Genomic DNA, 18,482 nt, shown 5'->3' on the forward strand with positions numbered 1-18,482 from the left:
TGTCTTGAGAAGCGTATTCCGAGCAGCATGGCTGTAACGCCGGGTCTGCGTAGTGGAAACAGAGAGCCCATGAGAGCAGACAAGCGTTCGTTCGGATCGGTCTTGCGGTGTGTCGTGCCTGCGTTGCTATTGACCCTGGCGGGTTGCGGCACCATGCCGGGCTGGATCTCATCCAGCGGGGCCAGCCGGGAGCAGGTGATGAACGCGCCGGAAGGTAGCGGCGAGCGGGCGCGCATCCAGGGCATTGCCTTGATCGACGTCAGCGATGCCGTGGCCAGGAACCTGGCGCGTGGCAAGGCACTGGGGAAGTTCTCGGATGTGTTCCCGCGCGGCGTTCCCAACAACTACGTGATCGGCGCCGGTGACGTCATCGAGGTTTCGGTCTGGGAATCGCCGCCGGCAATGCTGTTCAACAATGCCGCGCCGATGGATCCGTCCAAGCCGGTGCCGGCCACCACCAACGCAGTGACTTTCCCCGCGCAGATGGTTTCCAACCTGGGCACCATCACGGTTCCCTTTGCCGGGCGGGTGTCCGTGCAAGGCCGGACCAGCCAGCAGATCGAGGACACGGTGGCCGCGCGGCTGGCCGGCAAGGCCAATAGCCCGCAGGTGCTGGTGCGCGTCGTGAAGAACAACAGCGCCAGCGTGACGGTGGTCGGCGAGGTCACCAGCAACCTGCAGATGCCCCTGACGCCCAAGGGCGAGCACCTGCTGGATGCCATCGCGGCGGGCGGCGGCGTGAAACAGCCGGTGAGCCGCGTCGCCATCCAGCTGACGCGCGGCGCCGTGACATCGACGATGGCCCTGGACAGCATCATTCGCGACCCGCGCCAGAACCTGCTGCTGCAGCCTGGCGACGTGGTGACGGCCTTGTTCCAGCCGCTCAGCTTCTCGGTGCTGGGCGCTACCGGCAAGAACGACGAGTTGCCGCTCGAAGCGCAGGGTATCTCGCTGGCGCAGGCATTGGCGCGGGCGGGCGGCCTGGCCGACAACCGGGCCGATGCGCGAGGCGTGTTCATCTTCCGCTTCGAGGATCCCAAGCTGCTGGCCGGCAAGGACGCCGGCACGGTCTTGCCGAGCGGGGTGAACGGTACGGTGCCCGTGGTGTACCAGGTCGATCTGCGTGATCCCTCGTCCTTCTTCGTGGTGCAGAATTTTCCCATCCAGAACGGCGACGTCATCTACGTAGCGAACTCGCCCGAGGCGGAATTCAACAAGTTCCTGCGCCTGGTGGTGTCGGTGGCGGTACCGACCGTGACGCTGGACAGGACTTTCCAATGATGAGAGTCAGCTATCGTCCCGTCGATCCGCCCTCCGGCGCGGCGGCCGCCCGGTTCAAGGCGCGCAGCCCCTATACGGTGACGTTCTCCGTGTGGCGCGCATTGTTCCTGCGCGAAGCCCTGGACCGCCTGTTCGACATGCGGGCCGCGTGGATGTGGATGTTGATGGAGCCGGTCATACACATCGGGTTCTTCACCTATATCTATACGGTCATCCGCGTGCGCTTCGTCGGCGGCATCGATGCGGCGATGTGGGTGATCGCCGGCATGCTGGCCTTCTTCATGTTTCGCCGCACGGCGGTGCAGGTCACCTATGCCGTGGAGTCGAACCAGCCCCTGTTCGCGTACCGGCAGGTCAAGGCTTTCGATGTGGCGGTCGCGCGCGCCGTGCTGGAAGCCTTCCTGATGATCATCGTGTCCGCCGTCATCCTGGCGGTGGCCGAGCTGACCGGACGGCCCGCGCTGCCCAACGATCCCTTGCTGGTCGCGGTCACCGTATTCGGTCTGTGGCTGTTCGGCGTCGGCTATGGCCTGGTGACGTCGGTGCTGATGGTGCTGGTGCCGGAGAGCGAGCACATCCTGAAGATACTGATGCTGCCCTTGTACCTGGTCTCCGGCACGATTTCACCTTTGTCGGCGATCCCGCAGCCCTACCTGGACATGCTGCTGTTCAATCCCATCGCGCACGGGCTCGAACTGGTGCGCCAGGGCTTCGGCACCGAGTACCACGTCGTGTCGGGTGTCAGCCTCGGCTATCTGTACGGGTGGGCCGGGCTGAGCTTCTTCCTGGGCCTGGCCCTGTACCGGTCCTTCGCTCGTCAGCTGGTGACACAATGATCATCGTCAGCGACGTCCATAAGCGCTACCGCACCGAGCACGGCATGGGCAAGTGGGTGCTGAACGGGGTCGACGTGACGATCCCGCGCAAATGCAATGTCGGCCTGATAGGCAAGAACGGCGCCGGCAAATCCACGCTGCTGCGCCTGATCGGCGGCGTCGACCAGCCCACCCGTGGCTACGTCGAGCGGCAATGCCGGGTGTCGTGGCCCATGGGGCAGGGCGGCCTGGAAGGCACGCTGACAGGCCGCCAGAACGCCAAGTTCGTCTGCCGTATCCACGGGCATGCGGCCGACCTGGCGGATCGCCTGCGCTTTATCCAGGATTTCTCGGAATTGCAGGGGGCCTTCGATGAGCCGGTCACCACCTATTCATCGGGCATGCGCTCGCGCCTGCAGTTCGCCCTGTCGCTGGCCTTTGAATTCGATGTCTATATCTCGGACGAAGTGACGGCGGCGGGAGACGCGGCCTTCCGGCGCAAAGCGGCGGGCGCTTTCCGTTCCATGGTCAATCGCGCGGGCCTGATCATGGTTTCGCACGACGAAGGCACGCTCAAGGATTTTTGCCAGTCGGGCATATGGATCCACGAGGGCAAGGCGCTTTGGTTCGACAAGCTCGACGACGCGCTCAAGGCTTATCAGGCGGCACAGTGAAAATGGCTGAACAGAAAAATACCGCGCATGTGCTGCAAGCGCCCTCTTCGGCCAGCTGGCCGACGCGCGTGTTCGATCGCTTGATCCAGCTGAGCCTGGCGATGGGCGTGGTGATCTCCCTGTACTGGGGCTTCGTTTCGTCGGATCGCTATGTGTCCGAAGCCAATGTGATCATCCGCAAGACCGACAACGCCAACCTGCCCAGCCCGGACCTGACCGCGCTGGTGACGGCAGGCGCCGCCCTGGGCGCCACGCGCGCGGACCAACTGCTGTTGCGCGACTATCTGCTGTCGCTGGACATGCTGAAGAAGCTCGATGCCAAGCTCGATTTGCGCCACCACTTCAGCGATTCCGCCCATGACGTGATGTCGCGCCTGTGGTTCAAGGACATCGAGTTCTTCTACCGCTTCTATTTGCGGATGGTGGAAGTGGAGTACGACGACTACGCCGGCGTCTTGCGTATCAGGGTCCAGGCCTACGACCGCGATACCGCACATGCGATCGCCAGGATGCTGGTCGAGGAGGGCGAAGACTACATGAACGTGCTGGGCCATGAGATGGCGGAAGCGCAGATAGGCTTTCTGACATCGCAGGTGGAGAAGGCGCAGGAACGGTTCCAGGAAGCCAGCCAGGCGCTGCTGGCGTACCAGAACGAAAAGGGCCTGCTGTCGCCCACCGCCACGGCCGAGAGCATCAACGCCATCGTGGCGTCCCTGGAGGGGCAACGCGCGCAGTTGCAGACGCAGCTGGCTTCCCTGCCCAAGTCACTGGAACGCACGCATCCCAACATCCTGAGTCTCAAGCAGGCGATTGCCGCGGTCGATCGCCAGATCGACGACGAGAAAGCCAAGCTTGCCACGCCCAGCGGCTCGACCTTGAACGCCTCGGTGGAAGCTTTCCAGCGCCTGCAGATGCAGGTGGTCTTTACGCAAGACCTCTACAAGTCGGCGCTGTTGGGCCTGGAGAAGGGCAGGAGCGATTCACTGCGCTTGCTGGAAAAGGTATCGGTCCTGCAGTCGCCCACCGTGCCCGAGTACCCGATGGAGCCACGGCGTGGATACAACATCGTCCTCACGCTGTTGATCTCGCTGGTGGTGGCTGGAACCTTGAAGCTGTTGGAAAGCATCGTACTGGATCACGTGGACTGATCGTCCGGGGGGACTATCCGATGAGCACTGCTCGAACCAAGGAAAGAATCGCGGCCCTCGAGGCGGGGGACGCTGAACTGACGTCGTTGCGCGAAGAAAACACGATGTTGTTCGCGCAGCTGCATGACGTGCAGGAAGCACTGGAGCGCGGGCACTACCTGGCGGCGGAACAACCGGCCAGCGCCAATTCCCGCTTCGTCATGCTGGATAGCCGCTTCCCGGAAGTGGCCGCCGAAAGCTTGCGTTACCGCAAGGCGCTGGAGGCGCGCGAAGATCTGTACCGGCTGCAGGGGCGGCAATCCTTTGCGTCGCGCTTCGGTACGGCGATGGTCCATGGCGTCAGCGGCCCGGGCGCGGCGCTGCGCCTGCCGGGCAAGCTCTGGTCGATCTGGCGCGACGTAAAGGATTATGCGCCACCCAGGAAGCTGGGCGGCAAGGGGTGCCAGGCGCTGATCTCCGCCTACGCCAGCGGCGGCGACGGGGCCGTCCAGGCCCTGCTGCAACGGTCGCCGGCCAGTGTCAAAGCCAGTGCCCTGACCGCGTTGGCGCGCAGCCTGGCGAACAACGACGTGCTGGGCGCCGCCAATTACGCGCGCCAGGCCTACGAGCTGGACCCAAGGCCGTTTCGCCTGAAGTGGCTGGCCTTCCGCGAGCACGACGCGGGCCGGCCCGAATTGGCCGAGGCCATGCTGGAGGCGTTGCCGCCGGAGATCCAGTTCAGTGAATCGGAAGAGCGCCAGGTGGAGCAGCTGCGCGCGGACGCCCGACAGGCGCGCGGACGGGAGATCGCGCAGAAATACGATCCGGTCTCGCAGTCGCGCGTGATCGAGCAGAAGGTGCGGCAGCTGGAGCATGAGCGTGCCGAGCAGCAGGCCCTGGCGGCGCGGTATATGAGGCAGCTGGACGCCGCCAAGCTGGAGCAGGTCGCGGCGGAGCGGGCGCGTGCCGCGCTGGCGCTGGAGCTGGCGCGGCAAGGCACCCAGGTGCTTAGCCTGGCGGAGGAGCGCGACACCCTGTATCGCATGCACGACGAGCTGGCGCGCAAGCACGATGAAGCGATCGCCGCGCACGAAGCCCTGGTGGGCCAGCACGAGGATGCCGTCAAGGCGCATCGGTCCCTGGCCGGCAAGCACGATGCGTTGGCCGTGCAGCATGAGGCGCTGGCCAGGAAGCACGCAGACGTGCTGCGGACCCACGATGGGGTGCTGCGGAATCACCATGACCTGGTCAAGCGGCATGAAAACCTGCTGCGCCAGCATGACGGCGTGGTGCAGGCCAATGACGAACTGACGCGCGCGGTGCAGGACAGGGATCGCGATGTGGCCCACCAGCGGCGGCAGGTCGAGCAGCTGCAGTGGTTGCGGCTGCAGTGGGAGCGCGAACGCCTGGCCTTGCTCGAACGCGAAACGGCTTCGAAGCACGAAGTCGAGGCTTTGTCCCGATTGCGGGAGGAAGTACAAATCACCGTCAAGGACGAGGTGGGCAACGCCAGCCGGCAGCTGCAGGCCCTGGTCGGCCTGCTTGGCTACTACAACAATGGCGAGCTGCCGCTGGTGAGTCCGGAGCGCAATACGTGGCCGGTCAGTCCCGACTTCGCGGTGTATCTGGTGCAGCTGCTCGAACTCAAGCGCTACGACGTCGTCATCGAGTTCGGCTCCGGCCTGTCGACGGTCGTCATTGCCAAGGCCCTGGCGCGCCAGTCGGCCCCACGGCGGACCAGGGCCGCGGTGAAGGCCGACGCAATAAAAACCAACGCAGTGAAGACCAAATTCATTTCCTTCGAGCATCAGGACGTCTATCACGCCCAGACGCTGGCCCAGTTGCAGGCGGCGGGTGTCACCGGCATGGTGGAGCTGCTGCTCGCGCCTTTGTCGCCGTGGGCCAACGCCAGGAAAGAGACCTATCCCTACTACGACTACGGCGCCGTGCTCAAAGGCCTGGCGGCCAGCATGCGCGGCCGCTCCCTGTCCGTCCTGGTGGTGGTCGACGGCCCGCCAGCGACAGTAGGGAAGTTTGCCCGCTATCCCGCCGGGCCCATCATCCGGCAGCTTTTTCCCAGGGCTGCCATCGATTTTGTCCTGGATGACTACATCCGCGACGACGAACAAGAAATTGCCACGCGATGGCAAACAGAACTGCAGGCCAGTGGCTACACCTGCCAGGTCACCGAGCGTCAGCTGGAAAAAGGCGCTTGCCTGATATCCGCGCGTCCCCGGAGTGAAAAAACATGAGAGTCCTGACTGTATTCGGTACCCGACCCGAGGCCATCAAGATGGCGCCCGTGGTCAAGGCGCTGGCGGCCGACGCCAACCTGGAAAGCAAAGTCTGCGTAACGGCGCAGCATCGCCAGATGTTGGACCAGGTGCTGGACATTTTCTCGATAACCCCCGACTTCGACCTGAACCTGATGGCGCCGGGGCAAGACCTTTCCGACATTACCAGCAAGGTGCTGCTGGGTATGCGTGACGTCTTCCGCGAATGGCAACCGGACATGATACTGGTGCATGGCGACACCACCACGACGCTCGCCGCGAGCATGTCGGCCTACTACGCCAAAGTGGAAGTAGGGCATGTGGAAGCCGGGCTCCGCACCAATAACAAGTACTCCCCATGGCCGGAGGAAATGAACCGGCGCCAGGTCGGGGCCACCGCCGATGTGCACTTCGCGCCGACGGAAAAGGCGCGCGCCAACCTGCTGCGTGAAGGCGTGGCGCAGGGCGCCATCCACGTCACCGGCAATACCGTGATCGACGCGCTGCTGGACGTCGCCAAGCGCGTGCGCGATGACCGCGACCTGCGCGCCACGCTGGCGGCCCGCTTCGGGTTTCTCGATCCGGCCAGGCGGATGGTGCTGGTGACCGGCCATCGGCGCGAGAACTTCGGTAGCGGCTTCGAGAACATCTGTCTTGGCTTGCGCGAGATCGCCAATCGGGGGGACGTGCAGGTGGTGTATCCCGTGCATTTGAATCCGAATGTGCAGGAGCCGGTGCGGCGGATTCTTTCCGACGTGCCCAATGTGCATCTGATCGAGCCGCAGGACTATCTGCCCTTCATCTACCTGATGGATCGCAGCGACCTGCTGATCACCGATTCCGGTGGTGTCCAGGAAGAAGCGCCGTCGCTGGGCAAGCCCGTGCTGGTGATGCGCGATACCACCGAACGGCCGGAGGCCGTGGAGGCGGGCACCGTCAAGCTGGTCGGTACCGACGCCGGTGTGATCGTGCGCGAGGCCCACAGGCTGCTCGACGACGCCCAGGCCTACCAGGCCATGTCGCGCGCCCACAACCCCTACGGGGACGGCCGCGCCGCCTCCCGCATCGTTGACGTCCTGAAACTCAAACATTGATAGAAGAGGCTCGCCGTGTTCGATACCATTTCCATGATTGGCTTGGGTTATATAGGGCTGCCCACCGCGACATTGTTCGCTTCCCGCAAGAAGAAAGTCATCGGCGTGGACGTCAATCCACGCGCCGTCGATACCATCAACCAGGGCAAGATCCATATCGTCGAGCCCGCGCTCGACATCCTGGTGCACGCCGCGGTGACCGAGGGTTTCCTGGTGGCCACCACCACGCCGCAGCCGGCCGATGCGTTTCTGATTGCCGTGCCCACGCCGTTCACGGACGGCCACAAGCCCGACCTCAGCTATATCGAAGCGGCCGCCAAGTCGATCGCGCCGGTGTTGGCCACGGGCAATCTGGTGATATTGGAAAGCACCTCGCCGGTGGATGCCACCGCGAAGCTGGAGCAGTGGCTGGCGGAGGCGCGTCCGGACCTGACGTTCCCGTCGCAGGCCGGCGACGCCGCGGGCGTGCAGATCGCCTACTGCCCGGAGCGGGTCTTGCCGGGCAAGGTGGTGCAGGAACTGGTGGCCAACGACCGCGTGATCGGCGGCATGACCCAGACCGCGTCGGCGATGGCCGTGGAGCTCTACCAGACCTTCGTCGAAGGCGCCCTGATCGTGACGGATGCCCGCACCGCGGAGATGTGCAAGCTGACGGAGAACAGCTTCCGCGACGTGAATATCGCGTTTGCCAATGAACTGTCCCTGGTCTGCGACGAGCTGGGCATCGATGTGTGGGAACTGATCAGCCTGGCGAACCGCCATCCCCGCGTCAATATCCTGCAGCCCGCCGCCGGCGTCGGCGGCCACTGCATCGCGGTCGACCCCTGGTTCATCGTCGATTCGGCGCCGAAGACGTCCCGCATGATACGCACGGCGCGCGAGGTCAATGACCACAAGCCTGTCTGGGTGCTGGAGAAGATCAGATCCGCCCTGGACGAGTTACGCGAGTTGAAACCCACCGCCAGGCAGGGCGACCTGAAAGTGGCCTGCCTGGGCGTGGCGTTCAAGCCGGACATCGACGATTTGCGGGAGAGCCCGGCGGTGGAAATCGTGCGGCACGTGGTGGAGCTGGGCTGCCAGGTGCAGGTGGTCGAACCCAATATCGACTTCCTGCCGGCCAGCCTGCGCGCGGACAACCTGAGCCTGGTCTCGCTGGAGGACGCCATGGCGCAGGCCGACGTGCTGTGCCTGCTGGTCAAGCACCAGCCCTTCGTCCTGGCGGTGGAGGAAATCCGCAAACACGCCAGGAACATCGATGTGGTCGGTTTGTTGGCTGCGTGATGACCGGACGAAACACCGGACGACAGGAGGGAGTCATGCAGGGATCCTTGGTCCGCGAGGCGGAAAGCGAATATCTGCGCGGAAATTACCAGGCGGCGGTGGAGTTGTACGAGCAGCTTGGGACCTTGCTGGGAAATCAGTATTTCGAGGCCAATATCCGGCTATGCGAGCGCCGGCTGTCGCAGGACCAGGGGGCGCCGGCGCTGCAGCAGTTGCGGCTGGCGGCCGTGATGGACGATTTCACCCATCACGCTTTCGAGCCGGAGTGCCGCCTGCTGCCCTTGTCGGCCGCCACCTGGCACCAGGACATCGTCGAGTTCCAGCCGGACATCGTGTTCATCGAATCGGCCTGGCGCGGCCTGGACGACTCCTGGGAAAAGAAGGTCAGCCAGGCCTCCGGGGAATTGCGCGCGTTGGTGAAGTGGGCGCGCGATCACAACGTGCCCACGCTGCTGTGGTGCAAGGAAGACCCGGTCCATTTCTCGCGCTTCCTGCCGGTGGCGCGCATGGTCGACCACGTCTTCACCACGGACATGGACTGCATCGCGAAATACAAGCGCGCCGTGGGCCATGAGCGGGTGTATTTCCTGCCCTTCGCCGCGCAGATCTCGATGCACAATCCGATGGCGACAGTGCAGCGGCGCGAAGGCTTTTCCTTTGCGGGATCCTGGTATCCCCATTACCTGGAGCGGCAAGCGGATTTCCGTACTCTGGTCAGCGTGGCGCGCAAGCTGAAGTGGGTGGAGATCTACGACCGCAACGGCAACCGGCCGCCGCCGCATGACTTCGCCTTCCCGGAAGAGTTCCACGGCGAGATACGCGGCACGCTTCCTTATACCGAGATGGACAAGGGCTGTAAGGGTTACCGCTACGGTATTACCGTGAACACGGTGAAGCAGTCGCAGACCATGTTCGCGCGCCGGGCGCTGGAGCTGATGGCCAGCAACACGGTGGTGGTCAGCAATTTCTCCAAGGGCCTGCGGCAGCTGTTCGGCGATCTGGTCGTCGCATCGGATGACGCGGGCGAGCTGGAAGGGCGGCTGGCACCGCTGGTCGGCAATGACGCGGCCTATCGCAAGCTGCGCCTGCAAGCCTTGCGCAAGGTACTGACCGAGCATACTTATACACAGCGCCTGGCCTATATTGTCGGCAAGGTGTTCAATCGTTCGACCGTGCCGCCCGCGCCGCGGGTCGCGCTGTTGGCCGAAGCCTCCACGCAGGAAGAGGCCGCCCTGCTGGTGGCCGCGATGGAGCGCCAGGCGCGGCCGCGGGTGGTGCTGTTGCTGGTGGGGCCGCGCGGAATCTGCAGCCACTCGCGTGTGGTGGTGGTGGAAAGCAGGCAGGCCGCCTGGCACCGGGCGCAGCGCTTCGACTATGTGGCGCCGATCTGCAGCGGCGATTATTACGGCAAGCATTATCTGAATGACCTGGTCCTGGCGACGTCCTTCGCCGGCGGCGCCGGGGTGACCAAGGCGTCGTTCCACGCCCTGGCCGCCGGTGGCCATGTGGTCGAGCGAGACGGCGGCCAGGAATATGTGCCGGTACGCCGGGCGGCGCTGCGGCGCAGCCTGCTGCCACAGGGGCTCTTGCAAGCCGGATCACAAGCCGGGCCACAAGCTGCTTCACATGCCGCTTCACAAGCCGGGCCCGCCGGCGGCCTGCAGGCCTGGGCCGAGAACCCCGCGCTGCGGCTGGAGGATGCCTGCATCGAGGCCGACTCCCTGATTGCCGTCGACGCGTTCAGCTATTGCGCCGACGGCGCCGGCAGCGAGACGGTGGCAGCCATCGTCGACGCCGATGACGTGCAGCGCACGGGGGCCAGCCTGCCCCAGGACATGCAGCCACGTGCGCAAAGGGTACGTGCGCTCAAGGTCGACGAACGGGTGGCGCTGGAGGCGGAGGACTGGTTGCCGCTGGTGCCGCCCAAGTCCATCCATAAGAGCATGAAGCTGAGCCTGGGTGACGATAGCCTGGTCCATATCGACAGCAAGCTGGCGCCTGAGGAGTACAAGTACGTCTACCTGAGCCGCGAGTTCCCGCCGCAAGAGGTGACGATGCGACAGGACTTCGGCTTCATCGTGCACGGCGATGCGCAACTGGATATCCGCCTGGTCTTCGTGTTCCTCGACGGCAACGGGCAGAAGATCTCCCATTACATGCATACCCTGGGCATGCGCGACGGCATCGCGCTGCCGCCCGGTACGGCCGCCATCCGGCTGGGCATGCGCGTGCAGGGCGGTGGCCAGGCCAAGATCGGCCGCATCGTCTTGCTGGAAGCCTGCCCGCCGGAATTCGACCTGCTGCCCTGCGGGCGGCAATTGGTGGTGAGCCGGCAATATCCCAGCTACGACGACCTCTACCGATTCGGCTTTGTCCATTCCCGCGTCAAGGCCTACAACCGGTCCGGCTGGCCGACCGAGGTAATGCGCATCACCATGGCGGGAGGCGGCAAGTTCCGTGAGTTCGAAAATGTCGATGTGGTGGATGCGCAGGTCGGCCAGCTGAAGCACGCCCTGGCCTCGGGCACCCACGACAGCGTGGCGGTGCACATCTGCGACCGTCCAATCTGGAATGCCGTGCGCGAACAGCTGGACCACGTCCGTGTCGTCATCTGGGCCCACGGTTCGGAGATCCAGCCCTGGTGGCGCCGGGCGACGAACCACAGCACCGATGACACGCGCAACGCGTCGCGCCGAACCTCGGATGCGCGCATGGTCATGTGGCGGGAAATACTGACGCTACGGCATCCTAACCTGACGGTGGCCTTCATTTCCGATAACCAGGCGATGGAAGCGTTGTCCGACTTGCGACTGTCCATGGACAGTGTGGGCAATATCGCGGTGATTCACAATTTCGTCGACGGCGACCTGTTCGAATACCTGCCCAAGGCGCCCGAGCAGCGCTTCGACCTGCTGTCTATCCGTCCGTATGCCTCCACGGTCTATGCCAATGACCTGACCGTGCGGGCCATCCAGGCACTGGCACAGGAACCGTTTTTCTCGCAGCTGCGTATCCGCCTGGTCGGCGACGGGCCGTTGTTCGACGACACGGTCGAGCCCCTGCGCCAATATCCAAACGTGACTTTGCACAAGGGCTTCCTGCTGCAGCGTGAAATCGCCGCGCTGCATCGGGAGTACGGAATATTCCTGGTGCCCTCGCGGGCGGACTCGCAGGGGGTGTCGCGCGACGAGGCCATGGCGTCCGGACTGGTGCCGGTCACCACGCGCGTGGCTGCCATCCCCCAATTCGTCGATGAGCATTGCGGCATCATGGCGGAGCCCGAGGACGCCTTGGGGTTGGCGGCGGGCGTACGCCGCCTGGTCGAGAATCCCGCCACCTTCCTGTCCATGTCGCGCGCCGCCGCCGAGCGGGTGCGTGCCCAGTCCAGCTACCGCCAGACTGTGTCGCAGGAGCTGGCGCTGTTGAGCGGACGCGGCGGCGACACGGTGAATGCGGTGGCGGACCAGCGCCTGCTGGCGCAGGACCTGAGCCTGACGGACGTTGCCCTGTATGGCGACGTCAACCTGAACATCATGGACGGGTCGGCCATCTGGGCGGCGTCGCTGGCCGAGGTGCTGAGTGGCCTGGGCAATTTGCGTGTTTCCGTCGTGCTCAAGGCGCGGGTGCACCGTACCCAGGTGATATCGCGCCTGCTGGACCTGACGCCCGCGGTACGGCTGATCGAGCCCGAACTTCCCGATGCGCGTACCGGCCTGTCGCAAGCCGATGCCGTGGCGTGGCTGGCGCGCCTGGATGGGGAGCGGCCTTTCCGGGCCTTCATCATGCGAGGGCTGGAGGTGTGCTTGCAGGCCGCGCGGTCGCCTTGCCTGACGGGGCGGTTGTGGGCCTACCTGACGGACATTCCGCAGCAGGCCGAACTGCTGGATGCGGAAAGCCGGTCGAAGATAGAAACCATCATTGGCGCGAGCGAGTACATCCTGTGCCAGACACCGGAGATGATGGCCTATTTCGCGCGCCTGTTTCCGCAGGCGGCCTCGCGCACCCGGCTGCTGCCGCCCATGGTGCCGGCCGCCAACGAGGCGGAGAACGCGCGGCAGCGGCAGGAGATCGAAGCCGCCACGCCCTTCCGCTATTGCTACGCAGGCAAGTTCGCGCCGCGCTGGGGCATCCGGGAGTTGTTCGAGGCGCACGAGTCCTTGCGTGGCGCGGTGGCTGACGCCGAACTGCATGTGTTCGGCGACAAGATCCACAACCCCGCCGACGATCCGGATTTCCGTCCGCTGGTGCAGCGCCGGCTGGAGGCAGGCGCCGGCCTGCAATGGCACGGGGCGCTGGACCGCGACGCGCTGATGCGGCGCCTGCAAGGCATGCACGCCAGCTGGGCGTTCCGCGATCCGCGCTTCGAGCACGAGACCCTGGAGCTGTCCACCAAGGTGCTGGAATACGCCAGCCTGGGAGTGCCGATGATATTGGCGCGCAGCGCGGTGTTCGAAGGTGTGCTGGGCAAGGACTATCCCTTGTTCGCCGCGACGTGCGCGCAAGCCGGGGAGCTATTGCATGCCGTGGCGACATCGCGCACCTTGCGCGCGGATGCGGGCGGGCGGCTGCGCGACGTGGCGCAGCGCTACACCTTCGATGCGGTCCGGCGCCAGCTGGACGAACAGAAGCTTTTCTCGGAGTGAGAACGTGGCCCTGTGGAACCGCTTGCGCAGGCTGTTCGGTGTCAAGCCCAAGGTGGCGGTGGCCGAGAAGCGCGCCCTGTCGATACTTACCTACCACCACCATTTGCCGCTTGAACTCAAGGAGAGGAGCTGCTTCAGGGACGGCACCGTCACCAATACCGTTGAAAGCTTCGAGCAACAGATGGCGTGGCTGCGGGACAACGGCTACGCCACGATGAAGCTGGCCGAGCTGGAGGACTATATGAAGGGCGTGGAGATGGAAGTCTCGCGCAAGCTCATGATCACGTTCGACGATGGCCACCTGAGCGTGGCCAGGTACTGCTACGACATTCTCAAGCGCCACGGCTTCACGGCGGTGGTATTCCTGATTACCGGCAAGCAGCCCGAACTGCCGGTGGAGGTCCTGGACCCCGACGTGCTGCAGTACGTGTCCAGGCAGGAAATGGTGGCGCAGTCCGACGTCTACGAATGGGCCGCGCATACCCACCGTATGCACGCACGCGACGAGCAGCTGGTGTCGCGCCTGGTCTCTTCGCAGCCGGCGGTATTGAGGGAGGATGCGGCGAAGTGCCGCGCTGCGCTGGGCGGCACCGAGCACTTCTGCTTTCCGTTCGGCCAATACAACCCGCGCGTCATCGATACGTTGGTCGAGGTGGGTTACCGCTATTTCTATTCCACGGAAGATGGACTGGCCTACCCGGACCCCGGCCACGACGTGCACGTGCTGCGGCGGCTGAACGTCTCGCCGCGCCTGACCGTGGAGCAATTCGGCCGGCTGATGGCCCGGACCAGATAGGTAACGCAAGGGGAGCCACCATGCCTGACTGGAGATCGATGTTGTGCCTGCTGGCGTTGACGCCGCTGTTCATCGGCTATGGCGTTCCCTCGCTGGATTGCCCGGCCGGCCCACGTGCGAGCGTCCAATGACCCGATACGCCCTACTGACGGTGGACACCGAGGCCTTGCCCAAGCGGGCGGACGGCGATCACGTCCAGCGCCTGATCTGGGGGCACCATGACCAGGGGACGGCCGGAATCCGGGAGATATGCGCGGTAGGCGCCGAATTCGGTGTGCCGCATGTGTTCTTCGTCGACATGTGCGCCGCCTTGCGCCATGCGGAGGAGCTGCGCACCGTGGTGCGCTGGCTGGACATGGCGGGGCAGGACGTGCAGCTGCACCTGCACCCGGAAACCCTGGCGCGCGAATTCTGGTCGGGCCACGGACTGGCGCCGACTCCCGCTTATATCAACGAGTACGCCGAGCCGGACCGGGCCTTGTTCCTGCTCAAGCACTTCGGCGGTGAGCTGGCCAGCATCACCGGCAAGCGCGTGCTGGCCTGCCGGGCGGGTTCGTTGCGTTGGAATGCAGATTTCATCCGGGCGCTGCGGGCGGCGGAGATTCCGCTGTCGTTCAATAATTCGATGCGGGCCTACATGACCGGACGGGCCACCTATGCGGAGCCGACCAACCAGCCTTTTACCTGGTCGAATGGCGTCATCGAGGTGCCGTTGACCGAAAGGCATATCCCTCCCGGCACGGGACGGCGCGAACGCTGGGTCAGCCTGACCTATCCGGAATCCAGCTACTTCCCCTTCAAGACCCGGCGCTTCGCCGGCCTGCCCGGCTTCCTGGTGCGCAGCCCCTCGTTCGCCGTGCTGCTGATGCATTCCTGGTCTTTTCTCTACTGGAATGACAAGCGGCGCGCCGTCTACCTGGACGACCGCCGGCTGGAGGCTTATCGCGCGCTGGTGGCGCGGGTTTCAGCGGACTACGACGTGATCACCAGCGCAGAGCTGCTGGACCTGTACCGGCGCGGGAGGATAAGGCGGGGCACTCCCCTGGACCTGAGAGTGGCGGAAATGTGGGGAGACGCACACCATGCCTGACCGCTATGCCCTGATCACCGTGGACACCGAGGCCTTACCCAAGCGTGCGCCCGGCGATCACGTCAAGCGACTGATGTGGGGCGAGCACAAGGGCGGCACGGCCGGGGTGCGGGAGATGTGCCGGATCGGCGACGAGTTCGGCGCGAAGCATGTGTTCTTCATGGACCTGTGCGGGGCTTATGACGAGTTGGGCGCGGCCCTGCGCGTGGCCCGTTGGCTGCACGCCGAAGGGCAGGACGTGCAGCTGCATGCGCATCCGGAATATCTGCCGATGCGCTTCTGGGACGAGCACGGGCTGGCGCCGCGGCCGCAGTATATGAACCAGTACACCGACGACGCGCGCACGGTGTTCATCCTGCGGCACTTCGGTGGCTTGATAACCGGCGTGACCGGCAAAGCCATACGGGCGTTTCGCGCGGGCTCCTTCCGCTGGAATGCCAGCACCATCCGCGCGCTGGAGGACGTGGCCATTCCCCTGTCCTTCAACAATTCCATGTGCGCCGTGCGTGCCGGGCAGTGCCCCTATGCCGAGGACACCAATGTGCCGTACGCCTGGTCCAACGGTGTGATTGAAATTCCCATGACGGAAAAGCGCATCCTGCCCAGCATCGGCAAGGATGCCTGGTGGGCGCGCCTGACTTATCCGGAGTCCAGCTATTTCCGCTTCCGGCCGTGGTGGGGGAAGCTGCTGCTGGAAACCTTCAGCGGCAGTCCGGATTTTTCCGTCTTCCTGCTGCACTCCTGGTCGCTGTTGTATTGGGATGAACAGGGTTACGGCGTCTACCGGGACGATCAGCGCCTCGAAGGCTACCGCAAGCTGATGCAGCGCCTGACCAGGAACTACGAAGTCATCACCACCGCCGACCTGTTGGACCTGCGTGCGCGAGGCAAGATCGCGACGTCGCGGACGGTACCGGTGGAACGGGCGGAAAACCCGGACGAAAACCCGGCGGCGGGCGGCGCCGCCCGGGCGTCCGCCGCGAGGCGCGTGGCATGAGATGGTTGACGCAGCCATGGCTGGGCTTGAGCCGCATGCTGACCACGGGTGCCATCCAGCGCCAACTGGACCGGCCCGCCGCGGCGACACCGTACGCCCCGGATTCCGGCAGCCTGCTTTATGTGGCGGCCAGCGCCTTGCCCTATCACATGAGCGGCTATGTGACCCGCACGCACGAGGTGATGTGCGCGTTGCGTTCGGCGCGGCCCAATGTGCACGTCATGACCCGGCCCGGCTACCCCTGGGACCGGCGCGACCGCCTGGGCGAGACGGAGGGGCCCGCCAGCGAGGTGGAGACGACCCAGGTGGAAAACATCACCTATACCCATCTGCGGGCACCGTCCAATCTGCGGCCGGTATTGCAATATGCCGTGCAAGCCGCGCAGGCGGTGGCGCAGGTGGCACAGCAGCATCGCGTGGCGGTCATCCATGCCGCGTCCAATCATGTCAATGCCTTGCCGGCCCTGTTGGCGGCGCGCCAGTTGGGCGTGCCTTTCCAGTACGAGATGCGAGGGCTGTGGGAATTGACCCGCAGTGCGCGGCGCCCACGCTACGAAGAAACGCAGGGGTTTCGCCAAGGCCTGCAGCTGGAGGGCCTGGTGGCCAGCCATGCCGACCGCCTGTTCGTCATCTCCGAGCAGCTGCGCTGTTATGCCCAGGCGCACTGGCCGATCCATGCCGAGCGAATGGCCCTGCTGCCCAATTGCGTCGATCCCGCCCGTTTCCCGCCCGCCGATCCGCTGGATGTGGAGCCCGACACCATAGGCTATGCGGGCTCCTTGATTTCCTACGAAGGCCTGGACACGCTGATCGAGGCGGTGGGGCGCCTGTGGCGCGCCGGACGTCGCGTGACGGTGACCTTGATCGGCCACGGCGAGGCTGAAGCGGATCTGCGTGCGCAGGTGGCCCGCGCCGGGCTGACGGATCTGGTCCTGTTCATGGGACGGATGCCGCCGGCCGAAGCGCGCGCCTATCTGGCGCGTTGTGCGCTGGTGTGCATCCCGCGCAAGCCCTTCGACGTCTGTCGCATCGTGCCGCCGATCAAGCTGGTAGAAGCCATGGCGCTGGGCCGGCCGGTGGTCGCGGCCGACCTGCCTGTGTTGCGCGACGAGTTCGGCGAGCGTCCGGCGGGCTGGTTCTTCAAGGCCGGCGACGCCGCCGACTTGGCGAAAACCCTGGGCAGGGCATTGAGCGACCGCGCGGCGCTGGAACGGACCGGCGCGCGGGCCAGGCAATACGCCGTCGCGCACCGCAGCTGGAGTGCCTATGTACAAGACATCTTACCTGGCATGTAAAGACAACGTGAACCAAAGGCGGGGACCGGCATGATCGGCGGATTGATAAGAAAGGTGGGGGCGGCGGTGTACGACTATCCCCCGGTGGCGCAGGATGTGGCGGGGCAGGGGGCGTTCGGGCGGCTGAAGGTGGCTTTGGTCACGGACGCTTTCACGGCCGATTGCCTGTCGGTCGAGTGCCGGGTACGCATATTGACGCCACGTAACTACCGGGAAGTGATAGAAGGCTGGAAGCCGGACCTGGTGTTCGTGGAGTCGGCCTTTCATGGCGCGGACGGCAGCTGGCGCTATCGCCTGGCCCGGCAACCGGCGTGGCTGCGCATCGGGCCGCCCAAGGTGATCCTGCGGCTGGTCGCCCTGGCGCAGGCGCGCGGCGTGCCGACCGTGTTCTGGAACAAGGACGACGGTGCCTTCTTCGACGACTTCATCGACGTCGCGCAGGTCTTCGACTACGTGTTCACGACCGACCAGGGGCGCGTGGCGGACTATCGTCGGCGCCTGCCGGCCCACGTGCCGGTGCACACCTTGAGCATGCCGTATCAGCCGGCCTTTCATCACTTCACCGGGTTTCACTTCGGCCGCCAGGAGGCCTGCTTCACCGGCAGCTACTACCGTCGAATCCTGAGCGAGCGCCGGCACTTCCTGGACATGATCTTCGGCGCCTGCGCGACGACGAAACTGCCGCTCAATGTGTACGACCGCAATCACGACCGGCTGTCGCGCCTGTTCGAATTCGAGTATCCGCGCCATGCCCAGTTGCGCATCCATGAAAAGGTGCCGCACCGGCGCACGGCCGATGTCTACAAGCAGCACGTGATTTCGGTGAACGTCAATTCGGTGACCGGGTCCGGCACCATGTTCTCGCGCCGGTTGCTGGAAATCCTGGCTTGCGGCGGCATCGCCGTGACCAATCCCAGCCTGGCCGTGGAGCGCAACTTCCAGGATTTCTGCCATGTGGTGACGTCGGCGGAGCAAGCCCGCGATCTGTTCGCGCGGCTGCGGCGCGGCCCCTCGGCCGACGACCTGGCGCGCGCCGAGGCGGGTGCGGCCTATGTGAAGCAGCACCACACGTGGGCGCATCGCCTGGCCGATGTCTGCGCGGCCGTCAAACGCTGA

The 18,482-nt window shown here is 65.1% G+C and carries 13 protein-coding genes; all 13 read left to right on the plus strand.

Translation table 11 applies throughout. The features are described 5' to 3' along the window. Positions 1-69: 69 nt before the first annotated feature. Positions 70-1,281 carry a polysaccharide biosynthesis/export family protein gene (locus tag CEY05_RS22765; protein WP_198952876.1) on the plus strand — a complete coding sequence of 404 codons (1,212 nt, stop codon included), beginning with the start codon at positions 70-72 and terminating at the stop codon, positions 1,279-1,281. Next, a complete protein-coding gene (locus tag CEY05_RS22770) occupies positions 1,278-2,117 on the plus strand; it encodes an ABC transporter permease (RefSeq protein ID WP_233161665.1) in 840 nt (279 codons plus the stop codon). Before CEY05_RS22765 ends, CEY05_RS22770 begins: the two co-directional genes overlap by 4 nt. Next, positions 2,114-2,770, plus strand: coding sequence for an ABC transporter ATP-binding protein (locus CEY05_RS22775; protein WP_088599555.1), 657 nt, complete (start codon positions 2,114-2,116; stop codon positions 2,768-2,770). The genes CEY05_RS22770 and CEY05_RS22775 overlap by 4 nt, the downstream gene beginning before the upstream one ends. A 2-nt stretch (positions 2,771-2,772) precedes the next feature. Continuing rightward, on the plus strand, positions 2,773-3,918 hold the full coding sequence (locus CEY05_RS22780; protein WP_198952877.1) for a chain-length determining protein: 1,146 nt from the start codon (positions 2,773-2,775) through the stop codon (positions 3,916-3,918). A gap of 20 nt (positions 3,919-3,938) precedes the next feature. Beyond that, a complete protein-coding gene (locus tag CEY05_RS22785) occupies positions 3,939-6,149 on the plus strand; it encodes a hypothetical protein (RefSeq protein WP_143220586.1) in 2,211 nt (736 codons plus the stop codon). Beyond that, positions 6,146-7,264, plus strand: coding sequence for a non-hydrolyzing UDP-N-acetylglucosamine 2-epimerase (wecB, locus tag CEY05_RS22790; RefSeq protein WP_088599557.1), 1,119 nt, complete (start codon positions 6,146-6,148; stop codon positions 7,262-7,264). Before CEY05_RS22785 ends, wecB begins: the two co-directional genes overlap by 4 nt. Before the next feature lie 15 nt (positions 7,265-7,279). Then, positions 7,280-8,545, plus strand: coding sequence for a UDP-N-acetyl-D-mannosamine dehydrogenase (wecC, locus tag CEY05_RS22795; RefSeq protein WP_088599558.1), 1,266 nt, complete (start codon positions 7,280-7,282; stop codon positions 8,543-8,545). Between the two features lie 35 nt (positions 8,546-8,580). Then, positions 8,581-13,188, plus strand: coding sequence for a glycosyltransferase (locus CEY05_RS22800; protein WP_158219393.1), 4,608 nt, complete (start codon positions 8,581-8,583; stop codon positions 13,186-13,188). 4 nt (positions 13,189-13,192) lie between these two features. Further along, positions 13,193-13,984: a polysaccharide deacetylase family protein gene (locus tag CEY05_RS22805; protein ID WP_158219394.1), complete on the plus strand. Its 792-nt coding sequence runs from the start codon at positions 13,193-13,195 to the stop codon at positions 13,982-13,984. Positions 13,985-14,111: 127 nt separating this feature from the next. Beyond that, positions 14,112-15,074 carry a polysaccharide deacetylase gene (locus tag CEY05_RS22810; RefSeq protein ID WP_088599561.1) on the plus strand — a complete coding sequence of 321 codons (963 nt, stop codon included), beginning with the start codon at positions 14,112-14,114 and terminating at the stop codon, positions 15,072-15,074. Further along, a complete protein-coding gene (locus CEY05_RS22815; protein WP_088599562.1) occupies positions 15,067-16,071 on the plus strand; it encodes a polysaccharide deacetylase in 1,005 nt (334 codons plus the stop codon). The genes CEY05_RS22810 and CEY05_RS22815 overlap by 8 nt, the downstream gene beginning before the upstream one ends. Continuing rightward, entirely contained in the window at positions 16,068-17,366 is a 1,299-nt protein-coding gene (locus CEY05_RS22820) for a glycosyltransferase family 4 protein (RefSeq protein WP_088599563.1), read from the plus strand. Before CEY05_RS22815 ends, CEY05_RS22820 begins: the two co-directional genes overlap by 4 nt. A 30-nt stretch (positions 17,367-17,396) precedes the next feature. Next, complete coding sequence (locus CEY05_RS22825) at positions 17,397-18,482, plus strand: glycosyltransferase (RefSeq protein WP_088599564.1); 1,086 nt, start codon at positions 17,397-17,399, stop codon at positions 18,480-18,482.

This window comes from Achromobacter sp. HZ34, assembly GCF_002209485.1.
Taxonomy (GTDB): Bacteria; Pseudomonadota; Gammaproteobacteria; order Burkholderiales; family Burkholderiaceae_B; genus Bordetella_C.